The sequence below is a fragment of the Streptomyces sp. JNUCC 64 genome, assembly GCF_054484115.1.
In genome coordinates this window covers 1,234,240-1,255,325 of sequence record NZ_CM137015.1, presented here as the reverse complement: position 1 = coordinate 1,255,325, position 21,086 = coordinate 1,234,240, and the positions used below count along the sequence as shown (strand labels likewise).

The 21,086-nt window shown below is 72.7% G+C and carries 18 protein-coding genes; 6 read left to right on the top strand and 12 right to left on the bottom strand.

The window, feature by feature from the left end; genetic code table 11:
• Nucleotides 1-37: 37 nt before the first annotated feature.
• A complete protein-coding gene (locus ACVWNX_RS04950; protein ID WP_454412637.1) occupies nucleotides 38-1,294 on the top strand; it encodes a M1 family metallopeptidase in 1,257 nt (418 codons plus the stop codon).
• Nucleotides 1,295-1,319: 25 nt separating this feature from the next.
• On the opposite strand, the gene ACVWNX_RS04945 is transcribed toward ACVWNX_RS04950, so the two are convergent.
• The 3 genes from ACVWNX_RS04945 to ACVWNX_RS04935 all read right to left on the bottom strand — a co-directional run bounded on the left by ACVWNX_RS04945 (nucleotide 1,320) and on the right by ACVWNX_RS04935 (nucleotide 3,316).
• The gene (locus ACVWNX_RS04945) at nucleotides 1,320-2,030 is read right to left on the bottom strand and encodes a polysaccharide deacetylase family protein (protein WP_454412636.1); all 711 of its coding nucleotides are present in this window, start codon (nucleotides 2,028-2,030) and stop codon (nucleotides 1,320-1,322) included.
• 330 nt (nucleotides 2,031-2,360) lie between these two features.
• Nucleotides 2,361-2,975, bottom strand: coding sequence for an NADAR family protein (locus tag ACVWNX_RS04940; RefSeq protein WP_454412635.1), 615 nt, complete (start codon nucleotides 2,973-2,975; stop codon nucleotides 2,361-2,363).
• Between the two features lie 170 nt (nucleotides 2,976-3,145).
• On the bottom strand, nucleotides 3,146-3,316 hold the full coding sequence (locus tag ACVWNX_RS04935) for a hypothetical protein (RefSeq protein ID WP_454412634.1): 171 nt from the start codon (nucleotides 3,314-3,316) through the stop codon (nucleotides 3,146-3,148).
• A 340-nt stretch (nucleotides 3,317-3,656) separates the two neighbouring features.
• Here ACVWNX_RS04935 and ACVWNX_RS04930 point away from each other — a divergent pair, with 340 nt between their 5' ends.
• Nucleotides 3,657-5,081, top strand: coding sequence for an MFS transporter (locus tag ACVWNX_RS04930; protein WP_454412633.1), 1,425 nt, complete (start codon nucleotides 3,657-3,659; stop codon nucleotides 5,079-5,081).
• A 19-nt stretch (nucleotides 5,082-5,100) separates the two neighbouring features.
• Here ACVWNX_RS04930 and ACVWNX_RS04925 read toward each other — a convergent pair whose 3' ends face one another.
• From ACVWNX_RS04925 to ACVWNX_RS04885, 9 genes are all read right to left on the bottom strand, one after another.
• Nucleotides 5,101-5,340: a hypothetical protein gene (locus ACVWNX_RS04925; RefSeq protein WP_454412632.1), complete on the bottom strand. Its 240-nt coding sequence runs from the start codon at nucleotides 5,338-5,340 to the stop codon at nucleotides 5,101-5,103.
• Nucleotides 5,341-5,398: 58 nt separating this feature from the next.
• Nucleotides 5,399-6,790: a WhiB family transcriptional regulator gene (locus ACVWNX_RS04920; RefSeq protein ID WP_454412631.1), complete on the bottom strand. Its 1,392-nt coding sequence runs from the start codon at nucleotides 6,788-6,790 to the stop codon at nucleotides 5,399-5,401.
• A 169-nt stretch (nucleotides 6,791-6,959) separates the two neighbouring features.
• Nucleotides 6,960-7,664, bottom strand: a complete 705-nt coding sequence (locus ACVWNX_RS04915) for a hypothetical protein (RefSeq protein WP_454412630.1) — start codon at nucleotides 7,662-7,664, stop codon at nucleotides 6,960-6,962.
• A gap of 164 nt (nucleotides 7,665-7,828) precedes the next feature.
• The gene (locus ACVWNX_RS04910; protein ID WP_454412629.1) at nucleotides 7,829-10,240 is read right to left on the bottom strand and encodes a hypothetical protein; all 2,412 of its coding nucleotides are present in this window, start codon (nucleotides 10,238-10,240) and stop codon (nucleotides 7,829-7,831) included.
• Between the two features lie 45 nt (nucleotides 10,241-10,285).
• Entirely contained in the window at nucleotides 10,286-10,840 is a 555-nt protein-coding gene (locus tag ACVWNX_RS04905) for a hypothetical protein (protein ID WP_454412628.1), read from the bottom strand.
• 53 nt (nucleotides 10,841-10,893) lie between these two features.
• Nucleotides 10,894-13,896, bottom strand: coding sequence for an ATP-binding protein (locus tag ACVWNX_RS04900; RefSeq protein WP_454412627.1), 3,003 nt, complete (start codon nucleotides 13,894-13,896; stop codon nucleotides 10,894-10,896).
• Nucleotides 13,897-13,903: 7 nt separating this feature from the next.
• On the bottom strand, nucleotides 13,904-14,446 hold the full coding sequence (locus ACVWNX_RS04895) for a hypothetical protein (protein WP_454412626.1): 543 nt from the start codon (nucleotides 14,444-14,446) through the stop codon (nucleotides 13,904-13,906).
• 124 nt (nucleotides 14,447-14,570) lie between these two features.
• On the bottom strand, nucleotides 14,571-14,822 hold the full coding sequence (locus tag ACVWNX_RS04890; protein WP_454412625.1) for a hypothetical protein: 252 nt from the start codon (nucleotides 14,820-14,822) through the stop codon (nucleotides 14,571-14,573).
• Nucleotides 14,823-14,915: 93 nt separating this feature from the next.
• Nucleotides 14,916-16,610, bottom strand: a complete 1,695-nt coding sequence (locus ACVWNX_RS04885) for a conjugal transfer protein (RefSeq protein WP_454412624.1) — start codon at nucleotides 16,608-16,610, stop codon at nucleotides 14,916-14,918.
• A 292-nt stretch (nucleotides 16,611-16,902) separates the two neighbouring features.
• On the opposite strand from ACVWNX_RS04885, the gene ACVWNX_RS04880 reads away from it, so the two are divergent.
• From ACVWNX_RS04880 to ACVWNX_RS04865, 4 genes are all read left to right on the top strand, one after another.
• On the top strand, nucleotides 16,903-17,484 hold the full coding sequence (locus ACVWNX_RS04880; protein WP_454412623.1) for a hypothetical protein: 582 nt from the start codon (nucleotides 16,903-16,905) through the stop codon (nucleotides 17,482-17,484).
• Nucleotides 17,485-17,511: 27 nt separating this feature from the next.
• Nucleotides 17,512-17,931: a DUF4913 domain-containing protein gene (locus ACVWNX_RS04875; RefSeq protein WP_454412622.1), complete on the top strand. Its 420-nt coding sequence runs from the start codon at nucleotides 17,512-17,514 to the stop codon at nucleotides 17,929-17,931.
• Nucleotides 17,932-18,211: 280 nt separating this feature from the next.
• Nucleotides 18,212-18,886 (top strand): hypothetical protein, encoded by a 675-nt coding sequence (locus ACVWNX_RS04870; protein WP_454412621.1) that lies wholly within the window; start codon nucleotides 18,212-18,214, stop codon nucleotides 18,884-18,886.
• A 6-nt stretch (nucleotides 18,887-18,892) separates the two neighbouring features.
• Complete coding sequence (locus ACVWNX_RS04865; protein ID WP_454412620.1) at nucleotides 18,893-21,079, top strand: peptidoglycan DD-metalloendopeptidase family protein; 2,187 nt, start codon at nucleotides 18,893-18,895, stop codon at nucleotides 21,077-21,079.
• Nucleotides 21,080-21,086: the final 7 nt, after the last annotated feature.

The following is a 21,086-nucleotide window of genomic DNA, read 5'->3' as shown; positions in this document are numbered from 1 at the left end:
CCCGTACTTCCCGGCGCACGGCGACCCTCGCTACCGGGTGCGCCACTACGAGATCGCCCTCGACTACCGCCCCGGTCCCAACCGGCTCAGCGGTACCGCGCTGATCAGCGCCACCGCGGGCCCCGCCCCGCTCACCGCGCTCCAGCTCAACCTGAACGACTTCCGCGTCGGCCGTGTCCACGTCGACGGGGACCGCCCCCGCTGGACCCACCGCGACGGACGGCTGCGGCTGCGCCCCGCCGAACCACCGCGCGCCGGGGCCGACTTCACCGTCGAGGTGCACTGGTCAGGAAATCCGCGTCCGGTGTCCAGTCCCTGGGGCGGACTCGGCTGGGAGGAGCTCACCGACGGCGCCCTCGTCGCCAGCCAGCCCATCGGCGCGCCCTCCTGGTTCCCCTGCAACGACCGGCCCGCCGACAAGGCGTCCTACCGGGTCGCGGTGACCGTCCCGTCCCCGTACACCGTGGTCCTCGGCGGCCGTCTCACCGCCCGCACCACCCGGTCCTCCACCACCACCTGGGTGTACGAACAGCCCGCGCCGACCTCCAGCTATCTGATCGGCCTCGCGCTCGGCAGGTTCCGTACCGTCCGGCTCGGCGATCCGGACCGGGGCGTCCCCCAGACCGGCCATCTGCCGCCGCGGCTGCTGCCCGCGTTCTCCCGGGACTTCGCCCGCCAGCCCCGCATGATGGAACTCTTCACCGCGCTCTTCGGCCCGTACCCCTTCGGGGAGTACGCCGTCGTCATCGCGGACGAGGAGCTGGACGTCCCCGTCGAGGCGCAGGGGCTGTCGCTGTTCGGCACCAACCACGTGGACGGGAAACGGGGTTCGGAACGCCTGGTCGCCCATGAGCTGGCCCACCAGTGGTTCGGCAACAGCGTCAGCATCGCCGACTGGCGGCACATCTGGCTCAACGAGGGCCTCGCCAAGTACGCCGAGTGGCTCTGGTCGGAGCACTCCGGCGGCCGGACCACCACCCAACTCGCCCTGACCGCGCACCGGACGCTCGCGTCGCGTCCCCGCGATCTGCGGATCGCCGACCCCGGCCGCCGCCACATGTTCGACGACCGGCTCTACGAGCGCGGCGGCCTCACCGTGCACGCCCTGCGCCGCGCCCTCGGCGACGAGGCGTTCTTCCGGATGCTCCGGGGCTGGGCCGCCCGGCACCGCGACGGTGCCGTGAGCACCGCCGCGTTCGCCGCGCACACCGCCCGGTACGCCGGGCGGCCCCTGGACGACCTGTTCGCGGCGTGGGTGTACGGCGCGGAGCTGCCCCCGTCGCCGGACGGCTGACCCCGCGCCCCCGCGCCGCCCGGTCTCAGCAGGTCTGCTTGGCGAAGGTGTAGCCCCGTGCCTTCAGCGTCTTGAGGATCTTCGGCAGCGCGGCCACCGTCTGACCGCGGTCACCGCCCGCGTCGTGGAAGAGCACCACGGAACCGCTGCGGACGTTGTTGAGCACCTCGGACTCGATGGCGGCGCGCCCGGGCCGGGCCCAGTTGCGGGTGTCGATCGTCCACAGCCGCAGCTTCTTGTTCAGCCGCGCCGCGCGGTCGCGCACCGTCTGGTTCACCGCCCCGTAGGGCGGACGCAGACAGGTCGGCGTGGAGCCGGTCAGCTGCTTGATCGCGTTGTCCGTCCGGGTCACCTCCGACTTGAACGTCGTCCAGCTCACCGTCCGCAGGTCGGGGTGCGACCAGGTGTGGTTCTGCAGGCTGTGGCCCTCCTGGAACGCGCGCTTGGTGGTCGCCGGGAACCCTCCGACGTTCACCCCGTTCTGGTAGAACGTGGCCTTCGCCCCGTACTGCTTCAGCAGGTCCAGCACCTTCGGCGTGGCCACCCCCGGACCGTCGTCGAAGGTCAGGTACACCACCTTCGGCGCCGGTGCCGCCGCGACGGGCGCGGCTATCAGCAGGGACCCCGTCAGCGTCCCCGCCAGTGCCGCGACCAGCGCGACGCGGCCCCGCCGGGCGGCGCCGCCCCGTGCGGCCGTCCGCCCGTTCCGTGCCGTCTCCTTCTCCATGGCGTCCATGAAGTCCCCTCCCGATACCGCGTGCTGTCGTGGGTGATCACCGTAAACCCGGTGACCGGGGCCGGTTGACGGCTGTCCGGGGACCATGGCGCGACGATGACGTTGGTTCAGACAGACGGGACCGGGCGCGCGGTTGCGTTCGACGCGGAAACGATTCGCCGCCGGGGCGGTTTCCCCGTCGCGCGGAGCCGGGCGCGAGGACGCCGCACGGTCCGGCCCCGCCCGGGGCGGGCTCCGGCACGGGCTCCGGGACGGCTGGAATCCATCGTGTCCGCAGCCGTCACGTCCGCCGTCGTCACGTCCGCCGTCCTCATGGCTGTGGCCGGAGTCTCATGGACCCGTCCGGTCCCCGGCGGGGGACGACGCCTCCCGCGCCGCCCTCAGCTCCTCGCGCGCCTCCATCAGGGCGAAGCCCAGGAGGTTGAGCCCGCGCCAGCGCCCCGGGTCCCCGGCCCGCTCGTCGTCCGCCGTCAGCCCGATGCCCCAGATCCGGTCCATCGGGCTCGCCTCCACCAGCACCCGGTCGCCGGTGCCCAGCAGATACGCCAGCGACTCCGGATGCCCGGCGAACTTGTGGACGTTGCCGCGCCGGACGATCCCGGACCGCTCGCGCCGCCACACCTCCTCGCGGAAGCCGCGCACCAGCCCGCCGATCCGTTTCGCCTCCGCCGGGTGATCCGCGCCGAGCACCGCCCGTTCGGCCTCCGCGTCCCCGAACAGCCGGGCCTTCGAGGCCATCATCCAGTGCTCGGCGGTGGCGTACCGCACCCCCTCGACCACGAACGGCGAGGGCCACCACTGACTGAGGCAACTCGCCGACACCCGTCCGTCCTGACGCGGCACGGCACCCCAGAAGAAGACGTACTTGACGCGTTCACCCCGTCCGACCCGTGCGATCAGGCTCTCTCTGTCCAGGTTCGTTCCGTCCTGGCCGTTTCTGTTCATCCGCGGAGTCTGACAGCCGCTCCGGAGGGCCCGCACCCGGTTAAGCCTCCGTCCGCAGCCTGCCCGTCCGTCTTCCCCGCCGTCCGCCTCCGTGGAGCCGGTTCCCCGTGGAGCCGGACCGCGCGTCGCGCCCCCGACGGGAAGCGGCGCGCGGTCCGGCAGACGGCGGATCAGCCCCGGTCGTCCTGGGCGCCCAGGACGCGGCGGGTCAGCCGCCGGGACGTGCCGAGCTGACGGCGGACGGCCGCCGGGTCCTTCTCCGAGCGCCCGACGCCGCGCACCTTGTGCGGTGCGCACCACGGGCAGCAGCCCTTCCAGCGGCGGTGCGGTGAGTGTGCCATCGTCCGATCCCTTCCCAGACGCCCCGCCTTGGGGCCGGTCTGGGTGGAACAGCGACAGGGGAAAGCTCACGATGAACACGCGGACCATCCTTCCGCACGGGCGCGGAAGGCCGCGAGCGGGGTCGCCGGGGCACCGGGCCGGGGCTCCGGCGCGGCCGCCCCTGACCGGGACCGGGACCGGACCGGATGGGACGGCTGACGGTTCCGTGACCGTGAGGAACGGCCCCGTGACCGGGCGGAACGGTCCCGGACCCGCCGGAAACGATCAGGCCCCGCCGGTCCTCCGACGACGGGAAAAGGGGTGGCATCCGGTCAGGACCCCCGCTTAGCTTGTCCACTCGTGACTCATGACCCCGAGAGAGCCCCGACCAGTCCGGCCCCGGCACCCTTCGAAGCCGTCCCACCGGACCCCGGGCCTCCGGGGAAGCTCTTCGCCAAGCCCTACGCGGCGGCCACCACCATCTTCGCCGTGGTGATGTTCCTGACCGGACTGGCCTCGCTGGCGGTCGTCCCCACCCTGCCCACGGCGGCCGAAGCCCTCGACGGGGTACGGCTCTTCCCCCTGGTCGCCGGGTGCTTCGTGGCCGCGAGCCTGGTCGGCGCGGTCCTCGGCGGTCACTGGGCCGACCGCGCCGGGGCCCACCGCCCGCTGGCCGTGGGCATGGCCCTGGCGGTGGTCACCCTCGTCGTCTCCGGGATCGCCACCTCCATATGGCACCTGGCGCTCGGCCGGTTCCTGGACGGGCTCGCCGCGGGCATGGTCGCGGTGGCCATCAACACCGCGATAGGCCAGTCCTATCCGCCGTCCCTGCGCCCCAGGGCCCTGGCCCTGATGAGCACCTGCTGGATCGTTCCCTCACTGGTCGGCCCCCCGCTCGCCGGTGTGGTCGCCGAAGTGTGGTCCTGGCGCGCGGTCTTCCTCGGGCTCGCCGTCCTCACCCTGGTCCCCGCGCTCGCCGTGGTGCTCGTCCTGCGCGGGGACACCTGGTCCGCCGTGCCCGCCCCGGCCCGGGACGACGCCCCGCGCCCCGCGCTGCTGATCGCCGCCGCGGTCAGCGTGGGCGCCGCGCTCGCCCAGTACGGCGTCTCCGACTGGGACGTGCCCCATCTGCTGTTCACCGCCACGGGCGTCGCCCTGCTCGCCCTCGCCCCCCGGCTGCTGCCGCCCGGCACCCTGCGGGCGGCGCGACGGCTCCCGGTCACGGTCCTGCTGCGCGGGCTGGGCTCGGGCGTGTTCTACACCCTGGAAGCGCTGATCCCGCTGATGCTCGTCACCGAGCACGAGGCGCCCCCGGTCGCCATCGGCCTGGCCTTCACCGGCGCCGCCCTCGCCTGGGCCGCCGCCTCCTGGCTCCAGGGGCACGTCCTGACGCGCGCCTCCCGCCACCGGCTGGTCCTCGTGGGCGCGGGCATCATGGTCGTGGCGGTCCTCCTCGCCGTCGCCGGGACCCCCCCGACCGTGTCCCCGTACGTCGCCGCCTCCTCGATGGTCGTGATAGCCCTCGGCATGGGACTGGCCGCCCCCTGTCTGACGGTGCTCTCCCTGGCCCACAGCCCCGAGGGGCGCCAGGGGTACGCGAGCGGCGCGATGCAGACCGCCCAGAACCTGGGGCAGATCACGGTGCTGGGCCTGGGATCGGCCGCCCTCAACCTCGGGCTGTCCCTGCGCGCCACCCCGACCGTGGCCTACGCCGTCACCTTCGCGCTGCTCCTGGTGCCCTGTCTGCTCATCGCCACCTTGTCCGGCCGGACCCGTCACCCGTGAGGCCCGCCCCGGCCCCGGCTCAGTCCACGACCTCGGTGGTGCCGTCGGGGTGGACGAGCAACCGGACCGCCCCGCCGTAACGGTCGTCGGTGACGGAGGCCGGGGCCGGGGCGCCGAACTGCTGGGCGCGCTGCTGGAGGATCGAGATCACGACCTCCTGGATGTCCCCGTACGGCGGCGCCGTGACCGGGACCCCGTCCACCAGGCCCGCGTTGGGGGAGAAGATGCGGACGTGGGCCACCGGGGGCATGGGCTGCATGACGCGGATCCTTCTGGGGTGCGGGACGGGCGGGACGGCCGGTCAAGCAGGAGACGGCCTAGGAACGGGGGACGGTACCGTCGCCGGAGGGGGCGGGGGCCGCGGAGGTGTAGGTGCCGCGCGAGACCCTCAGCAGCCGTCCCGACTTGACCATCGCGGACAGGACGTTGCTGACCGACTTCCCCGACTCCTGGAAGACCTCGGGGGGCAGCGCCAGCAGGACGTCCCGCACGGTGAACGGCCCCGGGAACGACGCCACGGTCCGCTCCACCGCCCGGCGCAGGCTGGTCGGGGGCCGCAGCACCCGCACCACCCCGCCGACGGACGGTTCGACGGAGCCGCGCGCCACGGGCACCGCCCGGACGTGCCCGCCCGGACCGGGGCTCCGTACCGGCTCGGGCCGGGCGGGCCGGAACGGTTCGTGCGGGTCGGCGCCGACCGGGGGAGCGGACGGCGACCGGGGCGCGCCCACGGAACCGTACGCGGCGATCTGTTCGGCGAGCGCCCTGAGCGCGGCCCGCAGCCCCGCGAGGTCGGCCGCGCGCGGATCGCCGTTCCGTCCGGGGGCGTTGACCAGGACGGGCATGACCTCCTCGACGCGGTCGATCGAGGCGAGGAGCCGCCGCAGCAGGGGTTCGAACACCTCCTGGCGGAGCGCGGTGATCGGATCGCTGGTGGCCAGTTCCACGCTGACCGAGCCGGTGAGCCCGCCGTCCGTCGCCGGGGCGTCCCCGCCGGTCCCGGCGTCCCACGCGGTCAGCCGTCGCAGGGCCTCCCGGCAGGTGTCCAGGAACGCGGGCGTCAGTCCGGCGGAGGGCGCGTGCGCCAGCATCGCGCCGAGCTGGACGGCCGCTTCGAGGGTGGGCCGCGCCGCGCGCAGCAGCGGGGCCAGGACCGCCTCGCGCACCGCGCGGACCGGATCGTCGAAGGGGAAGGAGATCCGGTCGCCTGCCGGGGCCGTCATGGATACCTCTGAAGGGGGGTGCGTCTTCTGACTGGGGATCACGGGCAGCAGTCCGGGGCGGTCCGGCCTGGTGGAACGCACGGGGGCCAACACGCCGAGCACGGCGTCGAGTTCCTCCGGGTTCCGGTGCCGGAGGTCCACCGGGACTGCCAGGTCCCCCTGGGGGGTGCCGACCCCGAGCCGCTGGCGGATGAGACGCCGGTCCTGTCGGGTGGTCGCCGCCGCGTAACCGCCGGGGTCGGCCTGGAGGACGGCCTCGCGCAGGCACTCCTGACGGACCGGGCAGGACGAGCAGAGCTGACGGGCCGCGTGTTCCAGGGCCTGGAGGCGCCGGGTCTGGATCGGCAGGTCGGTGGAGCCGACGGGCGGATTCTCCAGCAGCGGATGACGGAAGACGTCCGGACGGCGTTGGCAGGGTGCGGGAACGGCGGCCGAACCGGCCGCGGCATTGGGTGTGAGACGAGCCCTGTGGACTGTTGCGACCATGAAAGTGCCCCCCGTGGCAATTTTTGACCATTGGGGACTCTAGAGCAGTGCAATCAGCAACCGCAAAGGCGATTGCCGGGATTATTACGTAGTCAGGACGGTTCATGACCCGGTATCAGTTGCTGTGACCGTTTGCTCGGGTTTCCCCGTGGATCGCCTGCGAAGACCCTCACCCGTCGCTCTGCCCCCTTCGCGCCCCGTTCCGGTCCCCGTTTCGTTCCCCCGTCTTCCGCCGTCCGTCCACCCGAGGTCCGTCCACCCGTCGCCCGTCCATCTGCCGCCCGTCCCCGCGGCGTCCGCCCATCCGGCTTCGCAGCGCGGCGAATCCCCCGCCCCGGAGCACCAGTACGGCGACCACCCCGAGGAACCCGAGCGGCACGGCCGCCGGGGGCGCCACCGTGCCCAGGGACGCCGCCGCCACCAGCACCAGGTCGGCCAGCACCACCGTGACCCCGCGACGGCCCGGGTGTTCCCGCGCCATCCACGCGCCGAGCAGCGCCATCCCGGCCAGCGCCCAGTGCCCGAACACGGCCTGACCGCTGACCCATCCGGCCTGAACACCCCTGGCCAGGTCCGCGACGGCGGCCAGATAACCGGTGAGGGCCGCCGTCACCGTGGTCGACGCCAGGGCGAGCAGCAACTGCGTCCGCCGTCGTAGCGCGAACACCAGCAGCCCCAGGAGCAGCAGGGCGCAGACCGTGAGGAACGAACTCATCCCGGCGGACGCGATCACGAAGAGCGTGTAGAGCGCGGCGAGCCCGAAGACCAGCCGGGGCAGCAGCCGGACGGCCCACGCGTCCTTCTCGTCCTGCCGGACCAGCCGTCGCAGCGCCGCGGGGAGCGGGACCCGCCGGGGCGGGGCGGAACGCGTCACGGGATTCCTCCTATCGGGCTATCCGGTCATCGGACCGTCGTGGGTCGGGCGGGGCGGTCGGGGTGATCGGGGTGGGTGGTGCCGGTGGTGCGGGCGGGCCGGGTCGTCTCTTACGGCTCTGGCCGGGTCAGGACCTGAGAGCGGCGAGATCCGTAAGAGACGGGCTAGCGGGGCATGCGGCCGTCGTCGTCGCGCGGCGGTGACGGCTGGGACGGCAGCGGCGGGACCCTCGGCGGCTGGGGCGGCGCGGGCTGGGGCTGCGGGGGTTGGGTACGGGGCCGGGACCCGGGCTGCGGCTGCGGCGGGGCGGCCGGACGGGGCGCCGGTGCCGGATCCGCCGGGGGACGCGTCCGCTCGCCCTCCGGTCCCGGCTGGGCGGGCACGCCCGGGGCGGGCGGGTTCGCGGCGGTCCCGGACGGAGCGGACGGGGACGGCGCGGCGGCCGGACGGGACTGGCTGACCCGGCCGGTGCGGCGGGGGGTCGGGGCGGTCGGCGCGGGGGTGGTCTGGCCCTCGGTCTCCGGGGCGGTGCCTCCTTCCCCCTGGGACTCCTGCCGCGCCGGTCCGGCCACGGTCCGTTCGTACGAGTCCCGTTGGGTGACCCTGGCCTGGTAGGCGTCCTTGCGCTGCTGGCGCTTGGAGTTGTTCTGGCCGATCCAGCCGCCCTTCTGGAGGCGCTGGTTGAGGAACTTGTTGTCCACGCCGCGAGTGATCATCCCGGCTCCACCGGTCATGACCCTGGCGCTGTAGGCGGTGCTCTTGGCCGCTACCCGACCTGTGACCTTGGTGGTGCCGACCCCTGCCCTGCCGACGACGCCCGCCACGGGCATCGCCTTCCCGGCCACGGCCCCCGGCATGTCGCCCACGCCCAGCGCGTCCTCGCCCCCGGCGATCTGCGGGCTGAAGTTCCCGGCCAGCAGCTTCTTCAGCATCATCACCACGGCGACCGTCACCAGCAGCAGCATCAGCAACTGCATGCCCAGCGAGATCCTGGCGGGCAGGATCATCTGGTAGAGCACCAGCAGCACGGTCAGGATGATCCCGAAGCCCGCCCGCAGCACGAAACTGTGGATGAACGTCGTCAACCAGCCCTTGAGCAGCTTCTGCTGGGAGGGGTGGATGCCGATGGTGGCGACCAGTGGCAGCATGATGATCAGGATCAACGTCACGGCGTGCCAGAGCAGGGTGAGGGCACTGAGGACGATGACCATGAGGCCGACGATGAAGGCGGCGATCAGGGAGTAGAAGGAGAGTCCGATACGGGTTCCGGCGCTCTTCCCCGCCCACTCCTCGAAGCCGACGGGGTAGACATCCCGTTCCGTGCCGGCATCGTCGCCACGGTCGAGACCACCGGCGACATCCTGGCGAATGGAGTACCAGTCTTTCTTGTACTTGCTCTTCCAGAAGTCGCTTGACTTGTCGCCGTTGTTGCCTCCGTCATCGGGGTAGACGTCTTTGTTGGTGATGGACTGGGAGATCACTTGGCGCACTCGAAGATCCGCGCAACGAGATCCCTGACCCCAATCGCATCTATCCTCGTCTTTTGCTTTGCACACCCCTTCGGAGACTGTTCCCTCGGAATTCTTGAAGATGCAGTCGACGCCGCCCGGGCCGAATTGGCCAAGAGCCCAGGGGCGGAAGGCGAGGGTGTCGTACATCGCACAGCTGGAGACTCGTAGCCCTCTGCCTTCGTGCTTGACGTCCGGTAGGTCGCAAGGAGGCTGGGCGTTCCCCGAGACTCCGCTGAGTGCCGCTTTGGCGATGCCCTCGTTGACTGCGGCGATGCCTGAGTCGGCCTCCGCGATGACTGTGTCGTAGTTTTTGCCTGTCAGGAGGGTGACCACGGCGATCGTGGTCAGGGCGGCCCACCCGACCCCGGCCCACACCTCGCGCATCTGCTGCTGACGCCATTTGCCGAACACCCAGAATCCCGTCAGTGCGATCATGACGGGTACAGCAGGGATGAAGATGTGCTTCTTCAGCGTGTAGACTGTACTGTCGCGACTGTCGTAGAGCCCTCTGAGAGGGCTGGGGTTCGAGGCCGATTCCTTGATGGAGATGGCCGTACGTGTCAGAAGCTTCGTTCCGTCGAAGACCATATTGGCGATGGTGTTGTTGACGAAGTTCACGATGCTGCAGTCGTCGGCGCCGCTGGCATCGATTCTGGCATCGGTCTGTGAGGCGTCTCCACGGCCCCGCTGGGTGCTCGACCAGTTCAGCCCGCGCATTCCGTTGAGCTCGTACAAGGTGTACATACTGGCATGCTTGGGAAGATCCACCGCTCCGGTGGCCAAGCCCCTGGTGTCCGAGAGGTCATCGGCCCGTCGTTCCCGTGCCTCCCATTGGTTCACCGCGGGGAAGATGCTCTCACCGTTGGCGCCGGGTGCGTCGAGTTCGTAGGAGTCGTCGCCGGTGAAGTTGCAGGCGAAGTCCGCGTGTGCGGTGCTGGGCACGGCCATCACCAGGGCGACCAGAGCCAGCGCCGTGAACAGGCAGGCCCGGACGACCCGGCCGATACCACGCCCCTTGTCACCCGGTGAAGGCGTTTCGTTGCGGGTGCCGGGTGACGTGGCCATCGGTTTCCTCTCGGACAGCGGGTGGAAGCGGGCAGGCGTGTTCGGTTACGCGGGCGCGTAGTCCGTGGTGAAGCACCCCTTGACCGAGGTGTTCTTGACGGCGAATCCGCTGGGAACGTCTTCCTTGTCCTTCGGGTCGCAGGTAAGGAGGAGGAGCCCTCCTTGCAGCATCAGCCCCCGTGTGGTGTTGTCCCCTTCCGGTATCACCACGAAGTTCTCCCCCGTGAGGGCGGAGACGGGTTCCCCCTTCGCCAAGGCCTTCTTCATCGCCTCCTGCATCTTGGCCATGTCGCCGACCAGAGCGAGTGCGATCTCGTCGCCTTGGCCGTCATGGCACACAGCACGTTCCTTGATGCTCCAAGCGGGCTTCTCGGCCTCTTCCTCCAAGGCCGAGAAGCTGTCGGAACGGGGGCGCAGTTCGCTGCACTCGCCTCCGGTATCGATGATGAGCTTCTGGAGTTCGGCCATGGTGTCGGCCTTCGGCAGGTTCAACCCCGCCATGGGGCCGCTGGCTGAGTCGTCGTCCCCGCCGCAAGCGGTCAGCCCGCTGAGGGCGGCCAGGGTCAGGACTCCGGTGGTGAGGGTCTTGGCGAAGCGCATGTCAGGAACTCCTTGTCGCGATGTCCGCTGGTGGGGGGAGAGGGGCCGCCGGATCAGGGTGCGGTGGACGGCTGGGGCGCGGGGTCCGGGGGCGTGGTGCCGGACTCCTGGAGGAACGTCCAGTCCCAGACGCTCGACGGGGGGTCGATGCCCTGGCGGGACGGGCGGGTGGTGCCGTTGGTGTCCGTGGCGGCGAGGATCTCCTGGAACACCAGGTCCACCGCCACGGTCCCCACCCGCTTGTCGGCGTCCCGCTGGAGGCAGACGCCGGTGCGCAGCTCCTGGAGCGCGGCGATCACCTTGGCGTCGTTCTCCGGACGGCCCAGCAGCGGCGCCACCAGGGACGCCTCCTGGGAGGACTTCTGCTTGAAGGCGAACACGGTGTGGATCTGGTTGGCGCCACCGCTGCGGGCCTCGGAGTCCTCGATCTGGACGAGGTCGATGGCCTGCTGGGTGATCAGCACGGTGACCGCCAGATACGAACGGCCCTGCTTCAGGGCGCGCCGCATCAGGTCCCGGCCGCTCTCGGTGGCGGTGACCACGTACGCCTCGTCCACGAACAGCGCCTTGGGACGCAGCCCGACCTCGCCCGTCACCGGGTTCTTCTCGTAGCCGACGTCGAGCATCTGGCTGCCCAGCTCGACCACCGCCATCAGCGCGGTCGCGGCCAGCCGTTCGGCCGGGTTCCAGTTGCGCGGGTCGGAGGCGGCGGGGGACTGGAAGCCGCGCAGGGTGATGACCGTGCGGCGCTTGCGCATCGACGACAGCGGCTGCGGCCGCTCCGCGAACGCCAGCCGCGCGTACGGCAGGGTCCGCAGTTCGGTGAGGAGCATCCGGGCCAGCTTGAGGTCCTTCACGGCCTCCCGGTCCTGGGCGGCGATCGCCTGCTCATGGGCGCGCACCACCTCGTCCACGACCTGCCACAGCGTCGGCCGGGGCACCCGCAGTTCGGCGTCGCGCGCGCTCAGCCCCTGCTCGGTGGCCTGCCGGATCGCCGAGTTGTACCAGCCGACGACCGTGGCCATCGCCTCGATCACGGGCAGCCGCACCCGCTGGTAGTCCTCGTCGCCGAGGAACCCGCGCAGCATCGACTCGGCGAGCAGCCGCCCCGAGGGCACGTCCCGGGCGACCACCCACGGATCGAGCACGCCCGCCTGGCCCTTGAGGAGGTCCACCACCTCGGTCTCCGCCCAGAACTCCGGGTTGACCGGCCGGAACCGGCTCTCCGGGGTGCCGAGGGCTCCCCGTTCGGCGTCCGCCGCGAAGTCCGGGTCGTTCACCTGGGCGCCGAAGCCCAGGTAGTAGCAGAGCTGGGCGAAGTCCGTCTTGGGGTCGATGACCAGGCAGCGCACGCCCGACTCCGACTCCTCGTAGAACTTCTGGAGCGCCAGCGACGACTTGCCGCCGCCCGAGGCGCCGACGATCGCCAGCCCGCCGCCGTCGTTGCGCGCGGGACCCACGTGCAATGAGTAGTGCACCGGCATCTTGCCCGCCCAGCCGACCAGGTTGCCCACCCAGCCCAGCCGCTTGCCGGACCGCTGCTCGGGGTTGTCCCCCAGCTCGGTCCCGGCGGTCGGCAGCCCCGCGCCGAGCTGCTCCACCTCCTGGAGCCGCAGATAGGGCGCGACGGGCAGCTTCGGCGCGTTCCCCGGCAGCTGCGACTGGAGCAGCCGCCACTGCTGGCGCGTCGGCCGGAGCAGGGTGACCTTCAGGTCCTGCTTGAACTGCATCTCCAGGATCCGGCGGCGGCGCTCCAGCTCCGTCACGTCCGGGGCGGAGACGGTGAAGCGGATCTGCGCCTCCATGCCCGGCATCTTGTGCTCCTCGATGTCGTCGAGGAGGTGCTGGGCGCGGGTGACCTGGCTGGCGAGCTTGGTGTCCGGGGCGCGGCCGGAGTTGGCCATGTCGTTCATCTCGTCGACCAGGTTGCCGCTGATCTTCCCGGCGCGGTCCTTGAACCTGGTGTACGGGATGAGGGTGAACCGCATGTCGATCTCGACCGGGAACTCCACGTTCTGCGCCGCGTAGCGGGCCCAGGCGGTGGACTGCCGGAAGCGGGTCTCCGTCGGCCAGTTGGCGGCCACCAGAGTGGTCGTGTAGCTGGTGTGGCGCTCGCCGGTGACCTCGTCGTACTGGTGCAGCACGATGTGCGTCTTGCGGTTCTCCCCGGAGAAGTCGACCACCAGGTCGAACTGGTCCGGGCCCCAGGAACGGGAGCCGAGCACCGGCTCGGGCGGCACCGGGAGGTCGCCGTGCAGCGGCTTGCGGATCAGCCAGACCAGTTCCTCACGGGTCAGCGGGGAGCCGCCGAGGGTCTCCAGGCTCTCGTGCACCTCCCGCGCCACCTGCGTCCACTGGGCCAGCAGCCGGGGCGACAGGTGCTCGCCGTGCACCCCGGTGGCGGTCGCCGCCGCCTGGTCGGCCGCGCCCGTCACGGCCCGGGTGAGGGAGGTCTCCTCGACGGGGTCGTCACCGTCCGGCAGCACTCCGCCGTCGCCCGAACCGCGCTTCAGCGAACCCAGCTTGACCAGCAGCACGTTCCGTTCGCGCAGCGCCCCGATGCGCTCCTGGTACTCCGCCTTGCGGAGGTTGTACGCCTTGTAGTTCTCCGTGGGGTCCCAGGCGACCGCGTTCAGCTCGTCGGCCCAGCCCACGGCGGTGATCGGCTGGTACACCTTCCGGTAGTGGCACTCCACGTTCCGGTCGCCCCGCGCCAGGTTCAGCAGGGCGCGGGCCGGGCCCTCCGCCATCACCTGGAGTTCGGTGGCGTTCAGGTACTCGTCGATGGCGGTGGGCAGGACGAGTCCGGTCCACACCGCGTCCCCGTGCACGAAGATCATGTCGTCCGCGTACCGGTAGGGCAGCCGCATCTCCTCGCGACGGGCCGCGCCCCGGTCCCGGGAGCGGGATCCGGCGCCCTTGCCGCCGGATCCACCGGACCCGCCGGACGCCGGCTTGCCGTCGCGCCCCTTCGACGAGCCGGACGAGGTGGCCGCCAGGATCATGGCGACCAGGAAGAAGGCGACCGCCCCGCCCAGCAGGATCAGCATGAACATGGGGAACTCATCCCGGGGTCTCGGAGTGTGCGGTGGTGGTCTCGGAACGCGTGGCGTCCCCGGAGCGCGCGGCGTACGAGGACCCGGTCCGGGCGGCCTCGTCCAGCGCCCGTTCGTAGCGCTGCCGCCAGCGGGGCGAGCCCGGCTCCCAGAGGATCACCTGCCAGCGCAGCTCGTCGGGCTCCCGGTCGGCGGCCAGCCCCTGGAGGCGCTTGGGCTGGAACCAGTAGTCGACCCACACCACCAGCTGCTGGCTGAGGGTGAGGGCGGAGGGCAACGGACGCCCCCACACGAAGTAGACGGCGACGGGCGGCCCGAGGTAGAGGACCGAGGTCAGCATCGACAGGCCGAGGAACGGCAGGAAGGCGGAGACGGAGAGCAGCACCACCAGCCAGACCAGTCCGAACCCGAACGCGGCGCCCAGAGCGGGCAGCAGCAGACCGGGAAGCGGGATGTTCCCCCAGTTCCAGATGCGCTTGGGCCGGTTGAGCAGGTCGGTGTGGTCGTAGGCGACCATCGGTTCCGGTTCGCCCGGTGTGGGTGCTGCCATCGGTCGTGCCCCTCTCCGGTGGTCGTCGGCTGGTGTGTTGCTGTGCGTCGCGTCCCCGCGCGGTCACCTCACCGGCAGGGCGCGCCCTGCCGGGAGCCGGAACGGCCCGGCCCGGTGGGACGCGTCACTCGCCGATCTTCTCGCCCAGGCCGATCAGCAACGTGGCGAGGCCGGTGGCACTGCCGATGATCAGGGCGGCCAGCGCGATCATGCCGAAGCCCTGGAAGGCCTCGCGCATCCCGTCGCCCCGCTTCATCGACAGCAGCATGCGGATGCCGAGGATCAGCAGGGCGATCACCGCGACCATGGTGCCGATGTTGCGGAGGATCGCCTCGATCTCCCCGAACATGCTGTCGAGGGTTGCTGCCAGGTACATGAGGTGTCCTTTCGGTCGTCTGGGGTGTGCTGCCGCCGTCCGTGGGGACGGTCGGGGCCTCCCCACGGGTCGCCCGTGGGTGGCCGGGGGTCGTCAGGGAGCGTCGTCCGGGCCGTCGCCGGACGCGTCGTCGGCTCCGGCGGGCGTGCCCCCGGAGGGCCCGGTCGTCTCCGCCGGTTCCGCTTCGTCCGCGTCGCCGCTGCCGCCGGTGGGGTCCAGGACGGCGCCGCGGACGTCCTTGATGAACCAGCCCTGGGCGGTGTTGACGACCTTCAGCCGGTACGAGCGGCGCACCTCCGGGACGGTCGGCTCCCCGCCGTCCTTCCGCGCCTCGTCCGCCTTCCCGTCGGGTCCGTCCCACAGGACGGTCACCCGTACGGCCACGGTCTGTCCGTTCCGGTGGACGATCTCGCCGTCGCCGTCGCTGCCCGCCGGGGCCAGCGCCTCCACCGTCTCGACCCGGGGCCTGACGAGCGCCCCGGCGAGTCCGGTGGTCGCCGTCACGGTGGCGTCGGAGGTGGTGAAACGGGACATCGCCGTGGTGTCGGAGCCGCCCCAGGCGGTGAAGTAGCCGGGCAGCACCTTCGCCTTGAGCTGGTCGGACAGCGTGTCGTCGACGACCTCGTCCTGCCGGTCCACCTCGGGGGCCTCGCCCCGGGCGGGCAGCGGCATCTCGCCCACGTCCCCGACGACGCGCAGCCCCGAACCGGTGGCCGGGTCGGTCACGAAGACCGGTACCGAGACGCTGGTCACCCGCCCGGTGGCCAGGGTGACCTGGACGTTCAGATAGCGGCCGTTCTTCCCGTACTCGGGCAGCGCCTCAATGCCGCCGTCCCAGGTGGCGAGCGTGACGCGCTGGGTCCCCCGGCCGTTCCAGCCGCAGTCCGCATCCACCCCGGCGGTGGTGTACCGGGCCATCTCGGCGCGGCGCCGGTCGGCCGCCTTGGGGTCGTGCGTCAGGCAGAGCGTGGCGTACTTCTCCGCGAACGTGGCCGCGGCCCGGGTCGGGAACTCCGTGAGCTGGTAGCGGCGCACGTCCTCGGCGTCCAGGGCCGCGGTCGGGGTGGAGGACGACTTCCCGATCACCAGTCCGACGACCCCGCACGAACCGAGGGCGAAGGCGCAGGTGGTGACGAGGAGGGTGGCGCGCAGCGCGACATGGGTGCGCCGTCCCCGGGACGGCAGCCGCCCACCGGGACGCGGCACGTCGAAGCCCCCGGCGCGGACGGCCCCGTCCGCGCCACCGGCGGCACCACGGGTAGCCGCTCCCGGCGCCCCGGTCCGCCCGGCCGCGCCGGACGTCGTGGCCGCCCCGGGCGCCGTGCCCGTGGGCGTGCCGACGGCCGCCGTGCCGACCGGAGGCGGGACGGCCGCCGGAGTGTCGCCCCGCCGACCGGACTTGCGCGCCTCGCGTTCGGCCTTCTTCCGTTCGTACGCGGCCTTCCGCTCGGCCCGCTCCCGCTCGCGCCGTTCCCTCTTGTCGGCCTTGGCGGTGGCCTTGGCGTCCTGGGCGGAGCCCGTCGGCCGTCCGGCCCGGGGCGGCAGCGGCGGCACGGCCGCCTCGGCGGGCGGGACGGCGGCCTGCGGGGCGCGTCGCGTCCACGCGGCGGCCACCTGGGCGCGGGCCGCTTCCGAGGCGGCGGGCGGCTGGGGCTGCTGCGGCCGGCCGTACGGGGCGGGCGCCTGGGGCTGCTGCCAGGCGGTGTGGTCCGGAGCCCCGAACTGCCCCGGCCCCGCGGGTGGCCGGGTCCCGTCGTCGCCGCCGGCCGGGCTGTGCTGGTCCGTCATCGGCTCGCTGAACTCCCCCCGCGTGTGATCCCCCGACCGCCGACCGGACGCGGCGGGCCCCGGCCGAGCCGGGTGCGGTGGGCAGTGTGGCAAACGGGCCGCCCGGGGACACCGGACTTTCCTCGACGAGGAAAAGGGCGGGTGGATGAGGAAAGCCGCGCGGGGGTGTCCGGGTCAGGTGAGGAAAGTCCGGGGACCGCGGCCGGGCCCCGCTCCGGCGGGCTCGGCACAATGCGGGAGGCGCCCGGGTGCGGGCGCGCCGACCCGCCCCCGACCCCGCCAAGGACGAGAGTTGAGCGACGACCAGACCGCGGATCCACGGTGGACCCCGTCCGCCGCGGCGCCGCCCGCGCACACCGTCCCCCCGGCCGGGACCCCGGCCGCGCCCCCGTATCCGGAGCCCGCCGGGCCCGTCGGGCACCCGACCGGCCAGCCCGGCGGCGCGCCCGCCGCCCCGGGCGCCGCCCAGGTCCCGGTGGAGGCCCGGCGGGCCTGGATCGACGGCTACGAGCCGGGCAACCCGTGGCGGGCCAGCCTCTGTTTCGAGACCCCGTACGGCACCGTGGCGTACCCCCTCACCCCGCACACCATGCCCGACCTGCTGGAAGGGCTGGTGATGGTCGCCCAGGAACAACAGGGCGTCGTCCCGGACCCGGACGGGGAGACGGACCCGGACGACGGGTACGCCGACGCCCCGGACCACCCGGACGGCGCGCAGCCCGCCCGCGCCCCGGGCCCGCACGGCGGTCTGGCCGCCCGGCTGACCGGCTGGACGGTCGTCCACGACCTGTGGGAGCGGGGCGACCCGAAGGTCCGCCTCGTCATGGGCACCGTGGTCGTGGTGCTCCTGCTGCTGGGCATCGTCCTCACCTGAACCGGCCCGCCGACCCGAGGAGCAGTCATGCCGGAGCACCCGCCGCACCCGCCGGAAGCCGCCGTCCCGGACGGCCCTGACGCCGCCCGGGAGGAGCCGGAGTTCCACTACCCGGACGTCTTCGCCTTCGTCACCGAGTACCTGGGCCAGCTGGTCCGCCGACGGATCAACGGGTCCTCCGCCACCTGGTGCCCCCGCTGGTGGGCGCACCCCGAGGCGGGCGCCCGGCTGGCCGCGCTCTGGCTGGCCTGGGAGGAACTGCGGCGGGAGCCGGGGACGGGCATGTCCAACTGGTGGCTGCACCACGCGGATCCGCACCTCAGGGTGCTGATGGACCCGGACCTGGGGCCGTTCGCCGCCTGCTCGCCCAAGGACGGGCACACCGCCTACCCCTTCGACCCGCTGCCGCTGGAGCCCTACGACCCCGCCGCGGACCCGACGCGCTGAGCCCTCCCGTCCGGAGCGGGGAACGGGCGCGGCAACCGCGCGTGGCGAGCGGGTACGGGAACCGCGCGCGGTCCGTCCAGGTCCGTCCACGCCCATCGATGTCCGTCCGCATCCGCCCACGACGTTCCCGCACGTGTCAGCCAGTCGGGCTTTCCCCGGTCCCGTCCGTCCCCCGCCCCCTGGATTCCCCGTCTTTCCTCACGGGGAAAAGGGGCCGACCGGTGACGGTTCCTCGCCCTACCGTGTCCCGGCGACCCGACTGTGAGGGAGGCCCGGGACGGTGGAGTCACCCGCCGAGAACAAGCGAACCGCCGCACTCGCCCTGGCGGCGCTGGGGCTCCTGCTGGTCGGCGCCGTCCTGGTGCTGACCCTGTTCGGCGCGGAGGAGGACGCTCCCGACGCCCCGTCCGGAGACCGGCCCAGCGCCGGTGCCCCCCTCGTCGGTGGAACGGGCGGCGACGCCAAGGGCGGTGACGTCCCGTCGGACGACGCTCCCGAACCCATCCTCACCACCGCCGAGATCGCCCGGGCGCACCGGGTCATGACCTCCTACATGTCCGGCCTCAGCACCTACGCGCACACGGACCGCCCCGGTCCCTGGGCGAAGCCGCTGCGCGAACTCACCAACGGGGACCCGGCGCTGGAGGAGGAGACCGCCCTTCCCACCGGCAAGGCGTGGGACACCTGCGTGGCCGCCCGGTGCGCCTCCAGGGGCCGGGCGGTGGTGGTCCGGGACGCGCTGGTCTCCAACGACCTCGTCCGCGACAGCGGTCGCACCGTCTCCAGCCTGGTGCGGGTCACCGTGACCCGTACCGAGGAGGGCGGCGAGTCCACCGAGGAGACCAACTCCTGGCTGGTGACCGCCCGCGACGAGGGGAGCGGCACCTGGAAGGTGTCCGGGTTCTCCCTCTTCGGACTCGGTGACGTCGGCGCCTCCGACCGGGCGGGAGGCTAGGCGCCGATGGTGGCTCCAGCCGTACTCGCGGCGGCGGCCAAGGCCGCGAAGGTCGCCAGGGCCGCGAAGGCGGCGAAGGCGGCCGGGAACGTGGTCCGCTCCACCGGAGGCGGCGGCCGGGGCCCCGACGGCGGACCCGGCGACGGCAAGAAGAAGAGCAACCTCAAGTGGTGGCTGCTGCTCGGCGGCGGCGGGCTGCTGCCGATCGGCGGCCTCGGCTTCCTCGTGCTGGTCATGATCGGCGGACTGATCGGCGGCGCCGGCGGCGGCGCGGCCCAGGCCGCCTGCGGCGACTACGGGGACAACGCCGAAGCGGGCAACACCGGCACCGCCGCCGCGACTTCCCCGATCATGCCCGCGGGCAAGGTGTACCTGCCCAGCGCCACCGCCCGCAATGAGATCCCCCCGAAGCTGATCCTCGCCTCGATGCGCGCCGCCGCCCGTTACGAAGGACTCGACTGGACGCTCATCGCCGGGCAGATGTACCAGGAGACCAAGTACGGCCAGCACCCCTCCGCAGCCCCCGGCGGCCGCAACAGCGCGGGCTACATGGGCATCCTCCAGTTCGGCCGCCCCGCCTGGCAGGACTACGGCGCCGACGGCAACGCCGACGGGAAGAAGGACCTGTACAACATCGACGACGCCGCGTTCGCCGCCGCCAACTTCCTGCACGCCAAGAAGGCGGAGACCAACGCCTGGAAGGCGCTCCAGTCGTACTCCGGCTCCAGCGCCAGCAACACCATCTACATGCGCGTCGTCCTCACCCAGGCCGCCCGCTACCGGGGCAACCTGACCGGGGACAAGGAACTCATCAAGGACTGGTACGCGCATCTGAGGAAGGCCGTGGAGAAGAACCCGGGGTTCCCCACCCTGGGCAAGCAGTCGGACATCCCGGAGCCGGTCGGCAACGACGCCGACCCGGGCACCGCCCTCAGCATCGCCTCCTCGCCCGCCCGCTCCTGGTCCACCCCGCCGCTGGACGGCGGCGGGACCCGCACCACCGCGATGGCCCCCGTGGCGTACACGCCGCCCACCCCCGTCGCGGACACCGTCCCGGCCCCGGCCCTGGCCGCACACGGCACCGTGGGGGCGGCGCTCACCGGGGCCGTCCCCGTCCGCGCGCCCCGCGCCCCGCAGCCGGAGCCCGACGCCGACGGCGGCAAGAGCTGGCAGTGGCCGCTGAAGAAGGGCAGCTACACGGTGGGCTCCAAGTACCGTCAGCGCGGCAACATGTGGAGCCTCGGCTACCACACCGGCCTCGACCTGGTCGCCGCCACCGGCACGCCCATCTACGCCCCGGCCGCGGGCGAGGTCGTGAAGTCGTCCCGTGGCGGCCCCTACGGCAACGAGACCCATCTGGAACACGCGGGCGGCGTGATCACCCTCTACGCCCACCAGACCAACGTGTACGTCAAGGTCGGCGACCGGGTGGACCGCGGTGACCGGATCGGCACCGTCGGCGCCACCGGCAACGTCACCGGCCCCCACCTCCACTGGGAGGTCCGGGTGCCGGGCGTCGACAACCCGTTCGTCGCGGGCCAGGACCGGGGCCCCGGCATGGTCGACCCGCAGGAGTGGCTGGCCGGGCGGGTCGCCGCCAACCCCGACTACGGCACCGTCCCCGGCGGCACCGGACAGGGCCGCGACGCCGAGTACGCCGACTGCGCGGCGGGCGGCGGCGGCTCGCCCGTCGCCCCCGACGGCGCGGGCCTCACCGGAGTGCTGCCCGACTCCGACGACCCGGTGGTCCGGGCCGCCCTCGGCTGGGCCCAGCGCGGCATGGGCGTCCCCTACGTCCTGGGCGCCCCGCGCCTCCAGGGCCGCGACCCCACCGCCTTCGACTGCTCCAGCTACACCCAGTGGGCGTACTACCAGGCCAGCGGCGGGAAGATCGACATCGGCGCGACCACGTACGTGCAGGAGAAGCGGCTGAGCGCCCACAAGATCCCCCTGGGCGAGGCGCGCCCCGGCGACCTGATCTTCTTCCGTCCCAGCCGCCGGGGTTCCGAGCACGTCGGGATCGTCTGGGACCCGGCCGGAAAGAAGATCGTCCACGCCCCGCGCTCCGGACGGAACGTCGAGTTCAGCACCTGGGACGTCCAGGACGAGATCACCGGCGTGTACCGGGTGCCCATCCCCCGGGGCACCAACCCCGTCGAGGGCGACGGCAAGGGCGAGCACGAGCACGCATGACACGAGG

Excerpts from the sequence above, each read along its gene's own strand:
- ACVWNX_RS04865 (WP_454412620.1), top strand. The coding sequence starts at position 18,893 with ATGGTGGCTCCAGCCGTACTCGCGGCGGCGGCCAAGGCCGCGAAGGTC.
- ACVWNX_RS04905 (WP_454412628.1), bottom strand. The coding sequence starts at position 10,840 with ATGCGCTTCGCCAAGACCCTCACCACCGGAGTCCTGACCCTGGCCGCC.
- ACVWNX_RS04925 (WP_454412632.1), bottom strand. The coding sequence starts at position 5,340 with ATGCAGCCCATGCCCCCGGTGGCCCACGTCCGCATCTTCTCCCCCAAC.
- ACVWNX_RS04885 (WP_454412624.1), bottom strand. The coding sequence starts at position 16,610 with ATGACGGACCAGCACAGCCCGGCCGGCGGCGACGACGGGACCCGGCCA.
- ACVWNX_RS04890 (WP_454412625.1), bottom strand. The coding sequence starts at position 14,822 with ATGTACCTGGCAGCAACCCTCGACAGCATGTTCGGGGAGATCGAGGCG.
- ACVWNX_RS04895 (WP_454412626.1), bottom strand. The coding sequence starts at position 14,446 with ATGGCAGCACCCACACCGGGCGAACCGGAACCGATGGTCGCCTACGAC.
- ACVWNX_RS04910 (WP_454412629.1), bottom strand. The coding sequence starts at position 10,240 with ATGGCCACGTCACCCGGCACCCGCAACGAAACGCCTTCACCGGGTGAC.
- ACVWNX_RS04875 (WP_454412622.1), top strand. The coding sequence starts at position 17,512 with ATGCCGGAGCACCCGCCGCACCCGCCGGAAGCCGCCGTCCCGGACGGC.
- ACVWNX_RS04940 (WP_454412635.1), bottom strand. The coding sequence starts at position 2,975 with ATGAACAGAAACGGCCAGGACGGAACGAACCTGGACAGAGAGAGCCTG.
- ACVWNX_RS04945 (WP_454412636.1), bottom strand. The coding sequence starts at position 2,030 with ATGGACGCCATGGAGAAGGAGACGGCACGGAACGGGCGGACGGCCGCA.
- ACVWNX_RS04935 (WP_454412634.1), bottom strand. The coding sequence starts at position 3,316 with ATGGCACACTCACCGCACCGCCGCTGGAAGGGCTGCTGCCCGTGGTGC.
- ACVWNX_RS04920 (WP_454412631.1), bottom strand. The coding sequence starts at position 6,790 with ATGGTCGCAACAGTCCACAGGGCTCGTCTCACACCCAATGCCGCGGCC.
- ACVWNX_RS04900 (WP_454412627.1), bottom strand. The coding sequence starts at position 13,896 with ATGTTCATGCTGATCCTGCTGGGCGGGGCGGTCGCCTTCTTCCTGGTC.